We start from the raw sequence: 17,273 nt of genomic DNA on the forward strand, positions 1-17,273 counted from the left end.
CGGATGTGATTTCAGCCATGGTGGCGTAAAGCATTGCGGTCGAAAAGCCGGACCCGGCGTCACTCGTCCATAATTTTCCGCAGCCGGTCTTCTTCCTCGGGGCTCAGTCCGGCCTCTGCTGTGCCGGGCGCCTTGGCCCGCCCACGCAGATACCCGGCGCCAAGACCAAGGGCCAGCAACAGCATCAGCGGACCCGCCGCCCAAAGCAGCCAGTTCGCTCCCGTGGTGGTGGGCCGCAGCAGCACGTATTCGCCATACCGGTCGACCACGAAATCGATCACCTCGGTATCGCTGTCCCCGGCCACCAGGCGCTCGCGCACCAGAAGCCGCAGATCCCGCGCCAGATCGGCGTTGGATTCATCGATATTCTCGTTGCGGCAGACCAGGCAGCGCAGGTCCTTGGACAATTCGCGCGCGCGCCCCTCCAAAACCGGATCGGATAGGACCTCATCCGGCTGGACGGCCAGTACAGGCGTCGCAGGCAGCGCGACCACCCCCATGAGGGTGATCACCAGAACCTTGGTAAACCGATTGAGCATAGCCGCGCCCCTCATTCTGCGGGCACCTTGGCCGCGCCAGCGCCCTTGCGGGCCCCGGCTGCCACGCGGAATCGTCGGTCGCTGAGGCTCAGCAAACCGCCAAGCGCCATCAACAGACAGCCACCCCAGATCCAGTTGGCCAGCGGTTTGATATAGGTCCGCACGGTCCAGCCGCCATCTGCCTGCTGATCCCCGATCACCACGTAAAGGTCACGCAACAGCCGGTAGTCAATTGCGGCCTCTGTCGTCGGCATCTTCGCCACCGGATAGGTGCGTTTTTCGGGATGCAGCACAGCAACATCCGCGCCATCCTTAAAGATGCTGACGGTGGCCATGGTGGTGAAGTAGTTCGGCCCCCGCGCGCGATCGACCGCATCCAAGACCAGCTCGTACCCGCCGACAGTGAAGGGCTCTCCGATCTTGGCAACGCGGATGTCTTCCTCTTCCCACGCCGTCAGACCGGCAATGGCAAAGATGGTGATCCCCAGCCCTGCATGGGCCACGGCCTTACCCCAGTCAGCGCGCGGCAGGCGCAGCAATCGACCGAACTGCCCGTCCTTGCCGGTGCGCGACCACAGATCGGCAGCGGCGCCAAAGACCACCCAGGAGCCAATGAACAACCCGATGGGCCCCAGACCGGAGCGGCCCGTCTGCATGGCCCAGGCCAGCACACCCAAGGCAACCGACAGGACCAGCACATAGCGCAAGTACCAGATCGTCTGGCCCAGCTTACCGCGTTTCCACGGCAGCATGGCGCCAACCGGCAGGATCATCCCCAAAAGCACCATGAAGGGGGTGAAGGCCGCGTTGAAGAAGGGCGGTCCGACGCTCAGTTTGCGGGCAAAGGCCATTTCCGCCACGATCGGCCAGAGCGTGCCAAAGAACACCACAAAGCAGCTCACGGCCAGCAGGATGTTGTTGGCCACCAGCGCGCCTTCGCGGCTGACGACCCCAAAAACACCCTTGGCCTGCATCTGTTGGGCACGCGCGGCGAACAGCGTCAGCGCCCCGCCGGTAAAGAAGGCCAGGATGAATAGAATGAACACGCCGCGTTCCGGATCGTTGGCAAAGGCATGTACCGAGGTCAGCAGCCCCGAGCGTACGATAAAGGTCCCGATCAGCGAGAAGCCAAAGGCGAGGATGGCCAGCAGGATGGTCCAGCTTTTGAGTGACTCACGTTTTTCCACCACGATGGCGGAATGCAGCAGCGCTGCCGCCAGCAGCCAGGGCATGAAGCTGGCGTTTTCCACCGGGTCCCAGAACCAGAAGCCACCCCAACCCAGCTCGTAATAGGCCCACCAGGATCCCAGCGCGATGCCGATGGTCAGGAAGATCCAGGCGGCCAGCGTCCATGGCCGCACCCAGCGTCCCCAAGCGGCATCAATGCGCCCCTCGATCAGGGCTGCCACGGCAAAGGAAAACGCCATCGAAAGCCCAACATAGCCGAGGTAAAGGAATGGCGGGTGAAAGGCGAGGCCCGGGTCCTGCAGCAGCGGGTTCAGATCCTGCCCGTCAAACGGCGGCGACACCAGCCTCAGGAACGGGTTCGATGTGAACAGAATGAAGGCAAAGAAGGCAACACCAATGGCGGCCTGAACCGAAAGAACCCGCGCCTTGAGCGTCTGCGGCAAGCCGCCGCCGAAGACCGAGGCCACTGCGCCGAACAGGCTGACAATCAGCACCCAGAGCAGCATGGAGCCTTCGTGGTTCCCCCAGGTGCCCGAGATCTTGTAAAGCATCGGCTTGGCCGAGTGGCTATTGAGGGTGACAAGCCGGAGCGAGAAATCCGAAGTCACGAAGGCCCAGACCAGCGCCGCAAAGGCAAAGGCGGTAAAGAAGAACTGCGCCTGTGCCGCAGGTTCGGCGACGGCCATCCAGCCGGGCCAGCGTTTATGGGCGCCGATCATGGGAACGACCATCTGCACGATGGCAACCAGAAAGGCGAGGATGAGGGCGAAGTGACCGAGTTCTGTAATCATACCTCTGTCTATAATCTTTCACCGGGGCGGCGCCAATGGCATTTGGCGCGTCCAGCCGCCGCAGGAGGCGATTGCGCGCTTACTCTGCGGGGTCGGCCTGCGACAGCCTGAGCTGGCTTTGCTTCCATGCCGCCAGCGCCCGGTTTTCGGCTTCCGCACTCGCCGCCAAGTGTCCTTCCTGCTGCATAGAAGGGGCTTCTTGAACGGACGGCGCCTCACCACCCTGCAAAGACGCAAAACTTTCTGCGCCTTTCGGCATGCGCGCCGCGACTTTCGCGAGGCTCCGCTGGAACTCCTGGCTTTTAATCTGATGACGCGCGCCAAAATAGAACGAGACGATAACCCCCAGCAGCCACCACAACGGTTCGGGCACGGCCGCCAGCCCCTGCATCCGGGCTGCAAACCATGCGGGGTTGGCCATTGCGCTCACCATCAGCCCCACTGTCCCGAGCGCCAGCAGCGGTCTTGGCAGCCGGTTGATCCCATCCATCACCCGGTCAAACCCGCTGCGCCGTTCAGCGCGGAATTCTGCGGCGAACTGCTGCAGCGCCGCGCTTTGCGCCCGGCTGGCGCGCTCTGCACCGGCCTCTGCGTTTTCACGAAAAACCTCAACTGTTTCACGCAACACGTTGCGATTACGTCCAAACAGCAAGCGAACCAAACCTGTGATCATCGTTTTTATCCCTGCCACGATGCGACCCGCCGGGCAAAGGCCTGCCGGTCCATGTGGTATTTTTTGCTGATGAAGGTCTCGGCGCGACGGATCCATCCGCCCTTGCCGCCCGCGCGCATCCGGGCGTATTTGCGGCTGGCCGGGCGCCGGTCTGCCAAGTCGAAATAGTAACTGCGCCGGGCAATGCCGTAGGCGTCGCGCAGGCTGCCGTCATCTACCTGCGCCGCCCGCTGCGCCGCCGCCGCAGTATGCGGCCCGATGACCCCGTCCACCGCCAAGTCAAATCCCATCTCCCGCAACAGCCCCTGCAGGATCCGCACCGCGTTGGCGCCGGAATTGACATACATATCGAACACCGATGCCTGGAGCGCCTCTGGCAAGCGGGCGATCCCCGGACGTTCAAAATAACAGCGGACGAAGATATCCTCCGCCTGCTTTCGGCTCAGCGCCTTCACATCCATGGCGTCGACCTGCCCATCACCGGTAACATCAATTCCCAGCCGTTTCAGGGTCCCGATCGTGACCCCGTGTTTGGTGGCCCCACCCGGATCACCGATATCATTCACATAACCGCCTTCGCGCTCGACGATCTCTTCGGCAATCTGTCTGACCTGCATCCGGACACTCTTTGCTGTTTAGTGGCAAAGTGTTGCACCAAACAGCTGAGGTCCCGTTACCCTGGCGTCCGCGTGTGAGGCAACGGTCTGGCCCTGCGGCCCTCCGCCGCCGTTGCATTCCGCCCTTGAGCCTTCTGCGCGCACTCTGCTACCTCATCGCCACGGGCCAGACAGGCCGGACAAGCGGCAAGGCAGACAGATGACGAATACTCCGATCAAGGTGGTCGACCGGGCAAGCGGCACGGTTTTCGACGAGGTGATCCTTGGCGAGAAATGGATCCGCTGGGCTTATCAGGACGCAGGCTCCAACCTGCTGGAGCACGCACTGTTCCGATCCTCTTTGGTTAGCCGCCTGTTCGGGCTGTGGTTCGACTCGCCCCTGTCCCGGCGCAAGATCGCCGCGGTCATCGAGGAACTGTCGATTGACATGGACGAGGCCCGCGATCCGGTCTCCAGCTTTCGCTGCTTCAATGATTTCTTCGTGCGGCACCTGAAACCGGAAACCCGCCCCTATAGCGATGAGCCACGCGACATCGTCTCCCCGGCAGATGGTCGTGTCTTGGTGTTCCCAGAGCTGGATAAGGACGTCTTTGTCCCGGTCAAAGGGCACCCGATGTCAATCCGTACCATGCTGCCCGGCCTGCACGAGCGGTTTCTGGGCGGCGCCCTCGCCATCGTCCGCCTGTGCCCCGCCGATTATCACAGGTATCATTTTCCGACCGCAGGCCAGATTACCGAAACCCGCGACATTCCAGGCGCGCTGCATTCGGTGAACCCCATCGCGCTTGGCGCCGGGCCGGATGTGTTCGGCGACAACAAGCGCAGCCTGACCCTGATCGACACGGACACGGCGGGCACCATGTGCTTTGTCGAGGTCGGCGCCTTTGGCGTGGGGTCCATCGTCAACACCCGCACCAGTGGCCGGGTCGAGAAGATGGACGAAAAGGGCTATTTCAAGTTCGGCGGCTCCACCGTCGTCGTGGTCTTTGAACCCGGGAAGGTCCAGTTCAGCGACGATCTGATCACCAACAGTTCCAAAGGCTTGGAAACCCTTGTGAAAGTCGGCGAACCTCTGGCGCGCGCCCTCTGACCCCTATTTTTCCGGCGGAATCGAGTATGTCATGGTGGAGCGCGCCACCATCTTGTCCGAACCTTCCGAATACATATGCACATCGCCAACAGCGAGCGCGCGGCCCAGTTTCAACAGAGTTCCTTTGGCGATCAGATCGACACCCGCCTCGGGCTTGCGCATGAAATCAAGCGAGCAATTGGTGGTCACCGCCAGTGCCTTGCGTCCCAGCCGGGATAGTACCAGCCCGTAGACCGTCACATCAGCCAGCGCGAACATCGAAGGGCCAGACACAGTGCCGCCCGGCCGCAGGTGCCGTTCTGCCGTCAGCAGCCGCATGGTGATCCCTGCCTCAGACAGTTCATCCACCACGAAATCATCCGCCACCTGCGGAAAGATCTCCGCCATATAGGCGGTCAGCCCCGCCGCATCAAAAGCCAAAGCCATGCTTTTCCTTCTCCCTTGTCCGCCATAGAGTTGCCCCAAACAGGGTCAGGAGGACAAGATGACAATTCTGGAACGTCGCGACGCAAATGCGATCGCACATCTGCGCATGAACGCTCCCGAGCGGCTGAACGCGCTGTCGGATGAGATGCTGGCCGCCCTGCAAGAGCAGATCGACGCCTTGAAAAACGACAGCACAATCAAGGCGGTTGTACTCTCTGGCGAGGGCAAGGCCTTCTGCGCCGGGCATGACATCCGGCAGATGACGGCGGGACGGCAGGCCGAGGATGGCGGCAAGGCCTATTTCGAGGGGCTGTTCGCCCGCTGCACCAGCGTTATGATGGGTCTGCAACGCCTGCCGCAGCCGGTGATTGCCCAAGTGCATGGGATTGCGACTGCCGCTGGCTGTCAACTTGTCGCCTCTTGCGATCTGGCTGTGGCGGCGCAGGGCACCCGGTTCGGCGTCAATGGCGTCAATATCGGTCTGTTCTGCTCGACCCCTATGGTGGCCCTGTCTCGCAATATCCCGCGAAAACATGCCTTTGAACTGCTGACCACTGGCGAGTTCATGTCCGCCGTCCGCGCCGCCGAGCTGGGCCTGATCAACCGCGCCGTGCCCGAAGAGGATCTGGAGGCGGAAACGCTGAAGATGGCAGAAACCATCGCATCAAAACTCGGCTCGGCCGTGAAGATCGGCAAGGAAGCCTATTACCGTCAAATCGAAATGCCCCTAGACGAGGCCTATGCCTATACCAGCGGGGTGATCGTCGAAAACCTGATGCACCAAGACACCATCGAAGGGCTCAACGCCTTTATCGAAAAGCGTCCGCCCAACTGGGAAGACAACTGAGTTTTCCGAAAATTTAAAACAAGTTTAGCCTTTGTTTACGATTGACCAGATATTGTTTCCATATCCGGTCTTTCAATAAAGGCAGGATCATGGCAAAGGTTGGGCACCGGTCACAGACCGGTCACAATTTTGGGCCGCTGCGTCGGAAGGTCCCTCCAACCGGGTCTCTCTCCCCGGTCGACATTCCCGCCGCAGTGGCCCCAAAATTCTCCCCTGCACAATACCGGTTCCAATGATCAGCAAACGGGTGCGTTGTCGGCCCCCTTGCATTGCGCGCCATCGCTGCCCCCGGCGCATGTCATATTGCGCAATGGCCATCCCTGCCCTATGTGGCACTTCATGACACAAGAATTGCATATCGTGGGCGGCGGCATGGCCGGGTCCGAAGCTGCCTGGCAGGCGGCGAACATGGGCGTAAAGGTCGTGCTGCACGAGATGCGGCCCACGGTCGAAACCTTTGCCCACCAGACCGGCAACCTGGGTGAGATGGTCTGTTCCAACTCCTTCCGCTCCGATGACGATGAACAGAACGCCGTTGGCCTGCTGCATTGGGAAATGCGCGCCGCCAAGGGTCTGATCATGACCACGGCGGATAAGCATCGCCTGCCCGCAGGCGGCGCCCTGGCGGTGGACCGGGAACCCTTTGCCGAAACCGTCACCGCCCAGCTTAAGAGCCTTCCGAATGTCTCTGTTTCTTATGAAGAAATCACAGAGCTTCCCACCGAAGGTCACTGGATCTTTGCAACCGGTCCGCTGACCTCCCCCGATCTGGGCAAGGCGATCCAGGCTGAAACCGGCGCCGAGGCGCTGGCGTTCTTCGATGCCATTGCACCCATCGTCTATGCCGAGAGCATCGACATGTCCAAGGCCTGGATGCAGTCGCGCTATGACAAGGGCGAAACCGAGGAGGAGCGCACCGCCTACCTCAACTGCCCGATGGACAAGGACCAATACGAGGCCTTCATCGACGCGCTGCTCGCCGCCGACAAGACAGAGTTCCACGAGGGCGAAACCGCTGGCTATTTCGACGGCTGCCTGCCGATTGAAGTGATGGCCGAACGCGGCCGCGAAACCCTGCGCCACGGACCAATGAAGCCCGTTGGCCTCACCAACCCGCACCAGCCCGACATCAAGGCCCACGCCGTGGTACAGCTGCGCCGCGACAATGCCTTGGGGACGCTGTTCAACATCGTCGGCTTCCAGACCAAGATGAAATACGGCGCCCAGACCGAGGTGTTCCGGATGATTCCGGGGCTGGAGAATGCCAGTTTCGCTCGGCTTGGCGGTATCCACCGCAATACCTTCCTCAACTCTCCGACCCTTCTGGACAGCCAGATGCGTATGAAATCGCGGCCCAATATCCGCTTTGCCGGGCAGATCACCGGCGTCGAAGGCTACGTGGAAAGCGCCGCTATGGGCCTGCTTGCCGGTCGCCTGGCCGCTGCGGAGATCCTGGGCAAGCCCCTGACCGATGTGCCGCAGGACAGCGCCATGGGCGCGCTGATCCATCACATCACCGGCGGCGCCGAGGCCAAGACGTTCCAGCCGATGAACGTGAACTTTGGCCTGTTCCGCCCGGTGGATGGGCTGAAAGGCGGGCGTCGCGGTCGCAAGGACCGCTACAAGGCCTATACTGATCGGGCCAAAGCCGCCTGGACCGAATGGCTGCAGCAGTTTTCCTGAACCGCGAGGGGCGCAATGACATTTCGCACCCGTTTTGCGCCCTCGCCCACCGGCCCGCTGCACCTGGGCCATGCCTATTCCGCGATCATTGCTCATGAAATGGCCCGCGCCGCCGGAGGCGCCTTCCTGCTGCGCATGGAGGACACCGACCTGCAACGGTCGAAACCGGAATGGGACGCGGCCATCATCGAAGATCTGACCTGGCTGGGCCTTCGATGGGACGAGCCTATTCTGCGCCAGTCAGAGCACCTGAAAGACTATAACAAATACCTCAAAGCCTTTGAAAGTATGGGGCTTTTATACCCCTGCTCCTGCAGCCGTGCAGATATCCGCGCCGCCCTCTCCGCACCGCAGGAGGGTGTCAGCCACGACGTCTATCCCGGCACCTGCAAGAACCGCCCCATGTCGGATCGCAAACCGGGTGATGCGCTGCGGCTGCATCTTGACCGCGCGCTTTCCCGCCTCAAAGGCCAGAACGTGACCTTCGAAGAAACCGGCGCGGCGCATAAGGGCACACACCATCTGGATCCTGAGCGCGCCCTGCAGGAAATCGGCGATGTGGTTCTGTCCCGTAAAGGCGAAGAGATCATCACCTATTTCCTAGCCTCGGCGCTGGACGACGTGCATCAGGAGATCACCCATGTGGTACGGGGCGAGGATCTGTTCGACTTCACCCAGCTACAGGTCCTGCTACTGACACTGCTGGAGCTGCCGGTTCCCATTTACCACCACCACCGCCTGATCCGTGACGAGGCAGGCAAGCGCCTCGCCAAACGCGACGATGCCCGAGCCATCGCAAAATACCGCGCCGAAGGCGCAACACCGCAGGACATCCGCCGCATGGTGGGCCTTGGCTGAGCGCCCTCAGACCGTGGGCGCCATCAGTTCGACCTCTTCCCCTTCCCGCACAGCGGTATAGAAACAGCTGCGCCGGTTGGTGTGGCAGGCCGGCCCGGTCTGGCGCACGACAGCAAGCAAGCAATCCCGGTCACAATCCAGTCGCAGATCCACCAGCTCCTGCACATGGCCCGAGCTTTCACCCTTGACCCAGAACGACTGCCGCGAACGCGACCAATAGGTTACCTTGCCCGTCTCCAGCGTGCGCACGACGCTTTCGGCGTTCATCCAGGCCATCATGAGCACCTCATGGCTGTCGTGGTCCTGCGCGATACAGGGGATCAGCCCGTTTGCGTCGTAACGCAGGCTTGCGGGATCAAAGGACTGTGTGGTCGCGCTGGACATGGCAAAAACCTTTTGCATCTGAAGCTTCGCTCCCTATGTATGAGGAACTCCACCCAAGGGAAACCCCGAGGCCCGCATGTCCAGCGAAACCGATCTGATCAAACTCTATTCTTCCCGCATTCTGGCCCTTGCGGCGGATATTCCGCATTTGGAGCGTCTGGAAGATCCTGATGTCACAGTGAAAAAACGCTCGCCTCTCTGCGGGTCGACGGTGACCGTCGATCTGAAGGTCGAGGATGGCAAGATCACCGATTTCGGCCAGGACGTGAAAGCCTGCGCCCTGGGGCAAGCCGCGGCATCGGTTGTGGCGGATCACATTATCGGCTGCTCGCTGGAGACGGTGGAAAAGGCCCGCAACCAGCTGAAAGCGATGCTGACCGAAGGTGCCGAACCGCCGCAAGCCCCCTTTGACGAACTTGAGGTATTGGTGCCCGCCCGTGAGTTCAAGAATCGCCATGCTTCAATCATGCTGGCGCTGGATGCGACGCGTGAGGCGCTTCAGCAAGTTGCTAAGGAAGAGTGTACTTAACGATAATTTTATAACATTTGGGCTACTTGTTGACTGTAACGAGTAAACGGGTCCCTAAATGCTGCAAAAACAAGACACTCAGGCGCCATCAGCCGCGGACGCCAATCTGAACGATCTTGCCGAAATCTCTTCCCAGCTCGGTTTTGAAATTGTCGACATTGCCGGGTTTCTGGACACGATCGAGAGTAAATCCAAAACCCAACTTGAAGATCTTGACCAATTGGACCGAGGCGCCGAGCGGGTTGTCAGATCGAATGCGCAGGTCATGGAGACCGTGGGGGCCGTCTCTCTATCAACCCAGAAAACGCTGGAGTCAGCCAGAGCGTCCGTAGCCCTCGTCCGCGAAAGCAGCGGCCGCAGCCAGGAGGTTGCCGAATGGGTGCAGGATCTCAACAGCCGGACCGAGGACGTCAGCAACACCGTCGACGCTATGCGCAAGGACAACGAGATCATCACTTCGATCGCGGCGCAGGTGAACATTCTGGCCATCAATGCCAAGATCGAAGCGGGCCGCGCAGGCGATGCCGGGCGGGGATTTGCGGTCGTTGCAGAGGCGATCAATGATCTATCCAAACGCACCCAACGCGCAGCACGGGAGATCAGCACAAATATCGAAACGCTTTACAGCTGGATCCGGACTCTGGACGAAGAGACTGAGACGATATCCAAATCCGCCAAACAAATCCTGGACCGCGCCCGAGATACCGACGCGTCGCTGGCTGGCATTGAAAAAGACGCCCAGAACGTGAACAGCGAAACCGGCCGGATTCTGACCGATGCCACGACCGTGCGCGACGCGATGGAGGCGTGTTTTCCCAACATCAACCGGATCAAGCATTCTGTTCAGGATACCACTGCCGACATTCAAAAGACCCACCACCGTGTTGAAAATCTTATTCTTTCCTCTGAACGTCTTGTTCAGGGCACGGTCGCTCTTGGCGGCCAATCCGGGGACAAGATGTTCATCGCATTTGTCACCGACATGGCGGCCCAGATTGGCAGGCTATTCGAAGAGGGCCTGACCAGCAGCCGGATTTCGCAGGCAGATCTGTTCGACCGGAGTTATGTTCCAATCCCCAACACCAATCCGACACAGGTCATGACCCGTTTCACCAAGTTCACCGACAGCGTCCTGCCGCCGCTGCTGGAGGCCGCCCTGGATCTGGATCCGCGCGTGGTCTTTTCCGCAGCAGTGGACGTCAACGGATACCTCCCGACCCACAACAAGAAATTTTCCAAACCGCAAAGCGCAGATCCTGACTGGAACACGGCCAACTGCCGCAACCGGCGGATTTTCGATGATCGTGTCGGGCTCAAGGCCGGACGCAACACAGGTCCCTTCCTGATGCAGGTTTACCGGCGCGACATGGGCGGCGGCGACTTCGTCATGATGAAGGACCTGTCGGCGCCCATTACCGTGGGTGGTCGCCATTGGGGTGGTCTGCGGATGGCCTTTACGACCTGAAGCCCAATTACACGGATCCCAGAAACAGACGAAAACCCCGCGCAACTATATATTCACGCAATAAAAAAAGCCGCCACACATCCGGGCAGATGGTGGCGGCAACTCTGGTTCTTCATGCGGGACGGGTCACGCTTTCCGGCAATCAGGCAAGGCCGGACGGGGATGGGTACAGGCAGGTGTTCCCCTCATCGGTTCGGGACAGGATGCAGTGCGACCACCATGAAGAGCCAAGATCGAATTCAGGATTGTGTCAGGCTTAGAAAGATCCCGGAAGGTGCAGCGCCGCCACTAGCATGACCGTAAGGGCGCCCGCACCAATCGCGTCCTGCAGCAGGGTGGATTGGGCGTTTTGAAGGGTCGTTTTCAACTGTGCAATCATTATCGTTCCTCCGGTCAGTTCGCTGTGTTTGCGCTTAGGCGCGTTCTTGTTGCCCCTTTGTTCTCACTTTACGAACAGCAAGTAAAGAACTTTATGAGAACATTTGCGAACTTTTTGGAACAAAACTGGTTTCAGTAGGAACGAAACAGACTAACCCACTGAAATTAAACGGAACGCCTGATCCTGCTTCATCAACCACAGCAGAACGCGTGCGGCCTGCCCCCGGGGGCCGGTCAGATCAGGGTCTTTGGCCAGCAGCGCACGCGCATCGCTCTGCGCCACGGCCATCAGCGGGGCCTGCCGTTCCAGATCGGCAATCCTGAACCGCGGAAGGCCGGATTGGGCTGTGCCGATCATGTCACCGGCACCGCGCATCTCCAGATCGGTTTCGGAAATGCGAAAGCCATCCTCGGTTTCGCGCAGCACCTCCAGCCGCCGGCGGCCTCCCTCGCTCAGCGGTGGCTGGTACATCAACAGGCAGGTGGATTCGGCGCTGCCACGCCCGACCCGGCCCCGTAGCTGATGCAGTTGGGCTAGGCCAAAGATTTCGGCCCGTTCGATCACCATGATCGAGGCATTGGGCACGTTGACGCCCACCTCGATCACCGTGGTCGCCACCAGAACCTTTGTCTCACCGCTTTGAAAGGCGGCCATGGCAGCATCTTTTTCCCCAACCGGCATCTGCCCATGCACGAGACCCACCACGCCTTCGCCAAGGGCGGCGCGCAAGAGCTTGAACCGTTCTTCTGCAGCGGTCAGGTCCATGACCTCGGATTCGCCCACCAAGGGGCACACCCAGTAGCATTGCCGCCCTTCCTCGATAGCGTGGCGCAGGTGATTGACGATCTCTTCGGTCCGTTCGGTACTGATCACCGCCGTCTTCACCGGCTTGCGGCCGGGCGGTTTTTCATCCAGCACCGAAACATCCATATCGCCATACTGCGCCAGCGCCAGAGACCGCGGAATGGGCGTCGCGGTCATCACCAGAACATCCGCGCCCATGCCTTTTTCCGCCAGCTCCATACGTTGACGAACGCCAAACCGATGCTGTTCGTCGACGATGGCCAGCCGCAAATCCGCAAAATGAACATCCTGCTGGAACACCGCATGGGTGCCAACCAGGATCTGGATATCACCCCGCTCTAGCGCGGCCAGCTTGGCCTTGCGCTCGGCGCCCTTATCCCGGCCGGTCAGCAGCTCCAGAACCACGCCTGCCTCTTCGGCAAGCGGGCGCAGCCCGTCGTAATGCTGCTGCGCGAGGATGCTGGTCGGAGCCATCATCACGCCCTGCCCGCCAGCCTCCACCGCGACCAGAAGCGCCATCAGCGCCACCAGCGTCTTGCCCGCGCCCACATCGCCCTGCAGCAGCCGGTTCATCCGCCGGTCCGAGGCCATATCGGCGGATATTTCCTCAATCGCTCGGGTTTGCGCCCCCGTGGGGCGATAAGGTAGCGCCGACAGGACACGGGACTGCAAACGCCCGGTGGCCTGACTCTGGATGCCACGGGATTTGCGCTCCGATTGGCGGGCAATCGCCAGCGTCAGCTGATGCGCAAACAGCTCATCATAGGCCAGGCGCGCCCGTGCCGGTGCATCAGGGGACAGATCCTCCTGCCCTTGTGGCTCATGCGCCGTGGTGATCGCCGCGTCCCATGAAGGCCAGGCTTCGCGTTTCACCTGCTCGGGGTCGATCCACTCGGGCAGATCAGGGGCCAGATCCAAGGCACCGCGCAGTGCCTTGAACATGGTTTTCTGCGATACCCCATGGGTCAGGTGATAGACTGGCTCGAACTCGGGGATCGTCGCGGCCTCTTCGACTGGCACCATGTGATCGGGATGCACCATCTGCGCGATACCGTCGAACAGCTCCAGCTTGCCCGACACCAGACGCCGCGATCCCTCGGGGCACTGCGCCTCCAGGTAGCGGCTGCGTCCGTGAAAGAACACCAACTGAAAATCCGTCTCCGCATCCGTCACCGTAATGCGGTAGGCGCCCCCGCGATTGCGCGGCGGCCTATGGGCGCCGCTGGTGACTTCAACCGTGGCAACGGTCGGCAGCTCCAACCCGGAAACCGTATCGCGACGACGGCGATCCTGTACCGAGTATGGCAATGAAAACAACAGGTCACGCGGCGTTTCTATATGGATCTGCTCCAGATTTTGGGCCGTCTTCGGCCCAATCCCTGGCAGTTTCTCCAGCCCTGAAAACAGGGGAAACAGGATCTCGGGACGCCCGCTCATGACTGTTCTATCAGCTCAAGCCAGCTGTCTTCATCCAGAACCTTGATCCCAAGATCTGCCGCCTTGGTTGCCTTGGATCCGGCCCCGGGCCCCGCCACAAGGATATCGGTTTTCTTGGAGACCGAGCCGGAGACCTTTGCCCCCAGCGCCTCAGCCCGCGCCTTGGCCTCGGCCCTTGTCATCTTTTCCAGCGTTCCGGTGAAGACCACCGTTTTGCCGGACACCGGGCTTTCGGCGGCGGGTGCATCCGGGGCGATGATCGTCAGATGTGCCGTCAAACGGTCAATCGCGGCGCGTTCCTCGGGGTTGGCAAGGGCGTCGGACAGAGACAGGGCCAGAATAGGTCCTATCCCGTTGGCGCCGACCAGATCGTCCCAGGCCGCCTGCGCGGCCTCGGGTACGTCGCAGGCGCTGACCGCAGCAGCACGGGTGTCAGTGATCCGGGCCCGGCGCCCTTCCTCGGCGGCGGCGATGCGTTCGGCCTCTTCCGCCTCATCCGCCGCCCGATGCGCCAGCGCCGCCGGACGCGCGGTATCAAGCGCCGAAACCAGTTCACCCCAACCGCCGTAATGCAGCGCCAGATCGCGGCCACCGACCTCGCCGACGTGGCGAATACCAAGGGCAAAGATGAACTTGGCCAGTGGGATCTGTCGTTTCTCATCAATGGCATCAAACAGGTTGGCGGCCGATTTTTCCCCCCAACCTTCGCGGTTTTTCAGCTGCTGCATGCCAGAGCCAAAGCGGTCCCGCAGGGTAAAGATATCAGCCGGTTCGCGGATCCATTCATCGCCGTAGAATTGTTCGACCTGCTTGTTGCCCAGCCCATCAATATCAAAGGCCGCGCGAGAGACGAAATGTTTCATCTTTTCAACAGCCTGCGCGGGACAGATAAGGCCACCGGTGCAGCGGCGCACAGCGTCGCCCTCTTCCCGGATCGCTTCGGATCCGCATTCCGGGCAGATATGCGGGAATGCATATGGCTCTGCACCCTCGGGCCGCTTGGTGAGGTCCACATCCGCCACCTTGGGGATCACATCACCAGCGCGGTAGATCTGCACCCAATCGCCGATGCGGATGTCCTTGCCGCCACGGATTTCTTCGCCTTTGGAGTCCAGCCCGCGAATGTAATCCTCATTGTGCAGTGTCGCGTTCGAGACAACCACCCCGCCCACGGTCACCGGGGTCAGCCGCGCCACCGGGCTGAGCGCGCCGGTGCGGCCCACCTGAATGTCGATGGCTTCGAGCCGGGTCCAGGCCAGTTCGGCGGGAAACTTATGCGCAATCGCCCAGCGTGGCGTGGTGGAGCGGAAACCCAGCCGCCCCTGCAGCGCCATGTCATTCACCTTGTAAACGACACCGTCGATATCGTAGCCCAGCGTTGCCCGCTGTTCCTCGATGCTCCGGTAATGCGCAATCATCTCGTCCACAGTGGGGCACAGCCTGGTCAGGGGATTGATGGTAAAACCAAAGCCTTCCAATCGTTTCATCGCCTCGAACTGCGTTTCCGCAAGGGGTTCAGAGAGCTCACCCCAGCTATAGGCAAAGAATTGCAATGGACGGGAGCGGGTAATTTCCGGATCCAGTTGACGCAAGGACCCTGCCGCCGCGTTGCGCGGGTTGGCAAATGTCTTGCCACCGCGTTCCTCCTGCCGGGCGTTCAGGGCGGAAAAAGCCTCGTGGCTCATGTAGACTTCACCGCGCACTTCCAGAACATCCGGCGCATCCGCGATCCGTTGTGGAATATCGTCTATGGTACGGGCGTTTTCGGTGACATTCTCGCCCACCGAACCGTCGCCTCGGGTGGCGGCCTGTATCAGCACACCGTTTTCATAGCGCAAAGACAGCGATAGACCGTCGATTTTCGGCTCAGCAGTAAAACTGAGCGGAGCATCCTCTGACTGTCCCAGATATTTGCGGATGCTGCGGGCGAAATCTGCGACATCGCTGTCTTCAAAGGCATTTCCCAGCGACAGCATCGGCACGCTATGCGTCACCTTGCCAAAACCGGACGCGGCCGGGGCCCCCACGGTATCCAGCTGCGATGCTTCGTCTTTCAGTGCCGGAAACACGTCCGTCAGAGCAACATACCGGCGTTTGGCCGCATCGTATTCGGCGTCCGAAATGACCGGAGCATCTTTCTGGTGATACGCGAGGTCTGCGGCCTGAAGTTTTTCCTGCAAAGCGAGGAATTCCTGGCGGGCTTCTTCTGCAGAAAGACTTTTCGGATCGCTGTCTTGTTGTTGTGTCACGCGTTTGCCCCGTCTTGCTTCAGACTAGGTGATAGGCCGGAGAACCAGCCACGTCCAGAGAAGCAAGAGCGCTTTGGAGCATCATCAGACACAAAAAATCCCGCCGCAGCGGGTTACAGCAAGGCCCAGACAGGCCATGCTGGTGGACACTAATGTCGCCAGGACGCGCACATGGTTAATGACGCGACCTTATGGTTAACGGCGCACGCTTTTCGCCTATCGCGCGAACCGTATAGATTGAGGGCAGCTCACCGCCCCCAAATATTGGATTACTCATCGAATAGGCTGGCGATCAGGCGCCGACAGCCATTCGTTGTTCTGCGCCACCGCCCAGCTGGTCGTCCTGCGGATCGCGCAGCACATAACCACGGCCCCAGACGGTTTCGATGTAGTTTTCACCACCTGTCGCAGTGCTGAGTTTCTTTCTCAACTTGCAGATGAAAACATCGATGATTTTCAGTTCCGGCTCGTCCATGCCACCATAAAGATGGTTCAGGAACATTTCCTTGGTCAGGGTCGTTCCCTTCCGCAGGCTCAGAAGCTCCAGCATCTGGTATTCTTTGCCGGTCAGGTGAACGGCCTTGCCGTCAACCTCAACGGTTTTTGCATCCAGATTAACCGAGATCTTGCCGGTCTTGATGATCGACTGGGAGTGACCCTTGGAGCGGCGAATGATCGCGTGGATCCGTGCCACCAGTTCCTCACGATGGAACGGCTTGGTCAGGTAATCATCAGCGCCGAAACCGAAGCCTTTGATTTTATTGTCTGTATCATCAGCACCAGACAGGATGAGAATGGGCGTCTCAATACGTGCCATGCGCAATTGGCGCAGCACTTCGTGCCCGTTCATGTCCGGAAGTCCCAGATCCAAAAGGATCAGATCGTAATCGTAAAGCTTCGCCAGATCGATGCCTTCCTCGCCCAGATCCGTCGTATAGACGTTCAGGTTGGCATGGGTCAGCATCAACTCAATGCTTTTTGCAGTTGTAGGATCATCCTCAACAAGAAGAATGCGCATGTTCGTTTTCTCCGCCTGTATCCTGTTTCCCTCAGGTCGCTGTTAACCTTGCTGGAAAATAGTTAATGCCCCGTTACCATGATCGTTAAAACTCAACATCAAATCAACCGTTCGGTGTTGTTTTAGCACAAAATGGCACTGGGTAGGCGGAGCAAAAGGTTAGTATTAAGCACTAGGGTCTGTGGACATTCAGGATTCCCAAGCTGGCTGAAATCTGATTCAAGCTTCCAAAATGGAGGTTTGAATGAACGAAGAGCGGTTTGTGTTGACAGATGAGGTCTGGGTCCGCCTTGCGC

Annotated in this window: 16 protein-coding genes; 6 read left to right on the forward strand and 10 right to left on the reverse strand. The window is 60.2% G+C overall.

Annotation, left to right across the window (positions count from 1 at the left end; all coding sequences use genetic code 11):
• Positions 1-59: 59 nt before the first annotated feature.
• The 4 genes from AAFO90_RS13270 to AAFO90_RS13285 all read right to left on the reverse strand — a co-directional run bounded on the left by AAFO90_RS13270 (position 60) and on the right by AAFO90_RS13285 (position 3,808).
• Positions 60-500 carry a cytochrome c-type biogenesis protein gene (locus AAFO90_RS13270; RefSeq protein WP_347509708.1) on the reverse strand — a complete coding sequence of 147 codons (441 nt, stop codon included), beginning with the start codon at positions 498-500 and terminating at the stop codon, positions 60-62.
• 50 nt (positions 501-550) lie between these two features.
• Entirely contained in the window at positions 551-2,518 is a 1,968-nt protein-coding gene (locus AAFO90_RS13275) for a heme lyase CcmF/NrfE family subunit (protein ID WP_347509696.1), read from the reverse strand.
• Between the two features lie 79 nt (positions 2,519-2,597).
• The gene (locus AAFO90_RS13280) at positions 2,598-3,191 is read right to left on the reverse strand and encodes a holin family protein (RefSeq protein WP_347509697.1); all 594 of its coding nucleotides are present in this window, start codon (positions 3,189-3,191) and stop codon (positions 2,598-2,600) included.
• Between the two features lie 5 nt (positions 3,192-3,196).
• Positions 3,197-3,808, reverse strand: a complete 612-nt coding sequence (locus AAFO90_RS13285) for a holin-associated N-acetylmuramidase (protein WP_347509698.1) — start codon at positions 3,806-3,808, stop codon at positions 3,197-3,199.
• Positions 3,809-4,007: 199 nt separating this feature from the next.
• Here AAFO90_RS13285 and asd point away from each other — a divergent pair, with 199 nt between their 5' ends.
• Positions 4,008-4,898, forward strand: a complete 891-nt coding sequence (gene asd / locus AAFO90_RS13290; protein WP_347509699.1) for an archaetidylserine decarboxylase — start codon at positions 4,008-4,010, stop codon at positions 4,896-4,898.
• A gap of 3 nt (positions 4,899-4,901) precedes the next feature.
• Here the strand turns inward: asd and AAFO90_RS13295 are convergent, their stop codons facing one another.
• Complete coding sequence (locus AAFO90_RS13295) at positions 4,902-5,324, reverse strand: PaaI family thioesterase (protein ID WP_347509700.1); 423 nt, start codon at positions 5,322-5,324, stop codon at positions 4,902-4,904.
• 58 nt (positions 5,325-5,382) lie between these two features.
• On the opposite strand from AAFO90_RS13295, the gene AAFO90_RS13300 reads away from it, so the two are divergent.
• From AAFO90_RS13300 to gluQRS, 3 genes are all read left to right on the forward strand, one after another.
• Positions 5,383-6,171, forward strand: coding sequence for an enoyl-CoA hydratase (locus AAFO90_RS13300; RefSeq protein WP_347509701.1), 789 nt, complete (start codon positions 5,383-5,385; stop codon positions 6,169-6,171).
• A 339-nt stretch (positions 6,172-6,510) separates the two neighbouring features.
• Positions 6,511-7,854 carry a methylenetetrahydrofolate--tRNA-(uracil(54)-C(5))-methyltransferase (FADH(2)-oxidizing) TrmFO gene (gene trmFO, locus AAFO90_RS13305; protein ID WP_347509702.1) on the forward strand — a complete coding sequence of 448 codons (1,344 nt, stop codon included), beginning with the start codon at positions 6,511-6,513 and terminating at the stop codon, positions 7,852-7,854.
• A 15-nt stretch (positions 7,855-7,869) separates the two neighbouring features.
• Positions 7,870-8,712 carry a tRNA glutamyl-Q(34) synthetase GluQRS gene (gluQRS, locus tag AAFO90_RS13310; protein WP_347509703.1) on the forward strand — a complete coding sequence of 281 codons (843 nt, stop codon included), beginning with the start codon at positions 7,870-7,872 and terminating at the stop codon, positions 8,710-8,712.
• A gap of 6 nt (positions 8,713-8,718) precedes the next feature.
• On the opposite strand, the gene hisI is transcribed toward gluQRS, so the two are convergent.
• A complete protein-coding gene (gene hisI, locus AAFO90_RS13315) occupies positions 8,719-9,114 on the reverse strand; it encodes a phosphoribosyl-AMP cyclohydrolase (protein WP_347509704.1) in 396 nt (131 codons plus the stop codon).
• A gap of 58 nt (positions 9,115-9,172) precedes the next feature.
• On the opposite strand from hisI, the gene AAFO90_RS13320 reads away from it, so the two are divergent.
• Both AAFO90_RS13320 and AAFO90_RS13325 read left to right on the forward strand, forming a co-directional pair.
• A complete protein-coding gene (locus AAFO90_RS13320; protein WP_065270139.1) occupies positions 9,173-9,625 on the forward strand; it encodes an iron-sulfur cluster assembly scaffold protein in 453 nt (150 codons plus the stop codon).
• A 58-nt stretch (positions 9,626-9,683) separates the two neighbouring features.
• Positions 9,684-11,090 carry a methyl-accepting chemotaxis protein gene (locus AAFO90_RS13325; protein ID WP_347509705.1) on the forward strand — a complete coding sequence of 469 codons (1,407 nt, stop codon included), beginning with the start codon at positions 9,684-9,686 and terminating at the stop codon, positions 11,088-11,090.
• A 256-nt stretch (positions 11,091-11,346) separates the two neighbouring features.
• On the opposite strand, the gene AAFO90_RS13330 is transcribed toward AAFO90_RS13325, so the two are convergent.
• The 4 genes from AAFO90_RS13330 to AAFO90_RS13345 form a co-directional block, all read right to left on the reverse strand.
• Positions 11,347-11,469 carry a hypothetical protein gene (locus tag AAFO90_RS13330; protein ID WP_274831152.1) on the reverse strand — a complete coding sequence of 41 codons (123 nt, stop codon included), beginning with the start codon at positions 11,467-11,469 and terminating at the stop codon, positions 11,347-11,349.
• 150 nt (positions 11,470-11,619) lie between these two features.
• Positions 11,620-13,710: an ATP-dependent DNA helicase RecG gene (gene recG, locus AAFO90_RS13335; protein WP_347509706.1), complete on the reverse strand. Its 2,091-nt coding sequence runs from the start codon at positions 13,708-13,710 to the stop codon at positions 11,620-11,622.
• Positions 13,707-15,959 carry an NAD-dependent DNA ligase LigA gene (gene ligA / locus AAFO90_RS13340; protein ID WP_347509707.1) on the reverse strand — a complete coding sequence of 751 codons (2,253 nt, stop codon included), beginning with the start codon at positions 15,957-15,959 and terminating at the stop codon, positions 13,707-13,709. The genes recG and ligA overlap by 4 nt, the downstream gene beginning before the upstream one ends.
• 292 nt (positions 15,960-16,251) lie before the next feature.
• Complete coding sequence (locus AAFO90_RS13345; RefSeq protein ID WP_065273438.1) at positions 16,252-16,977, reverse strand: response regulator transcription factor CtrA; 726 nt, start codon at positions 16,975-16,977, stop codon at positions 16,252-16,254.
• Positions 16,978-17,273 lie beyond the last annotated feature (296 nt).

The sequence above is a fragment of the Phaeobacter sp. CAU 1743 genome (genome assembly GCF_039839315.1).
Classification (GTDB): Bacteria; Pseudomonadota; Alphaproteobacteria; order Rhodobacterales; family Rhodobacteraceae; genus Phycobacter; species Phycobacter gallaeciensis_A.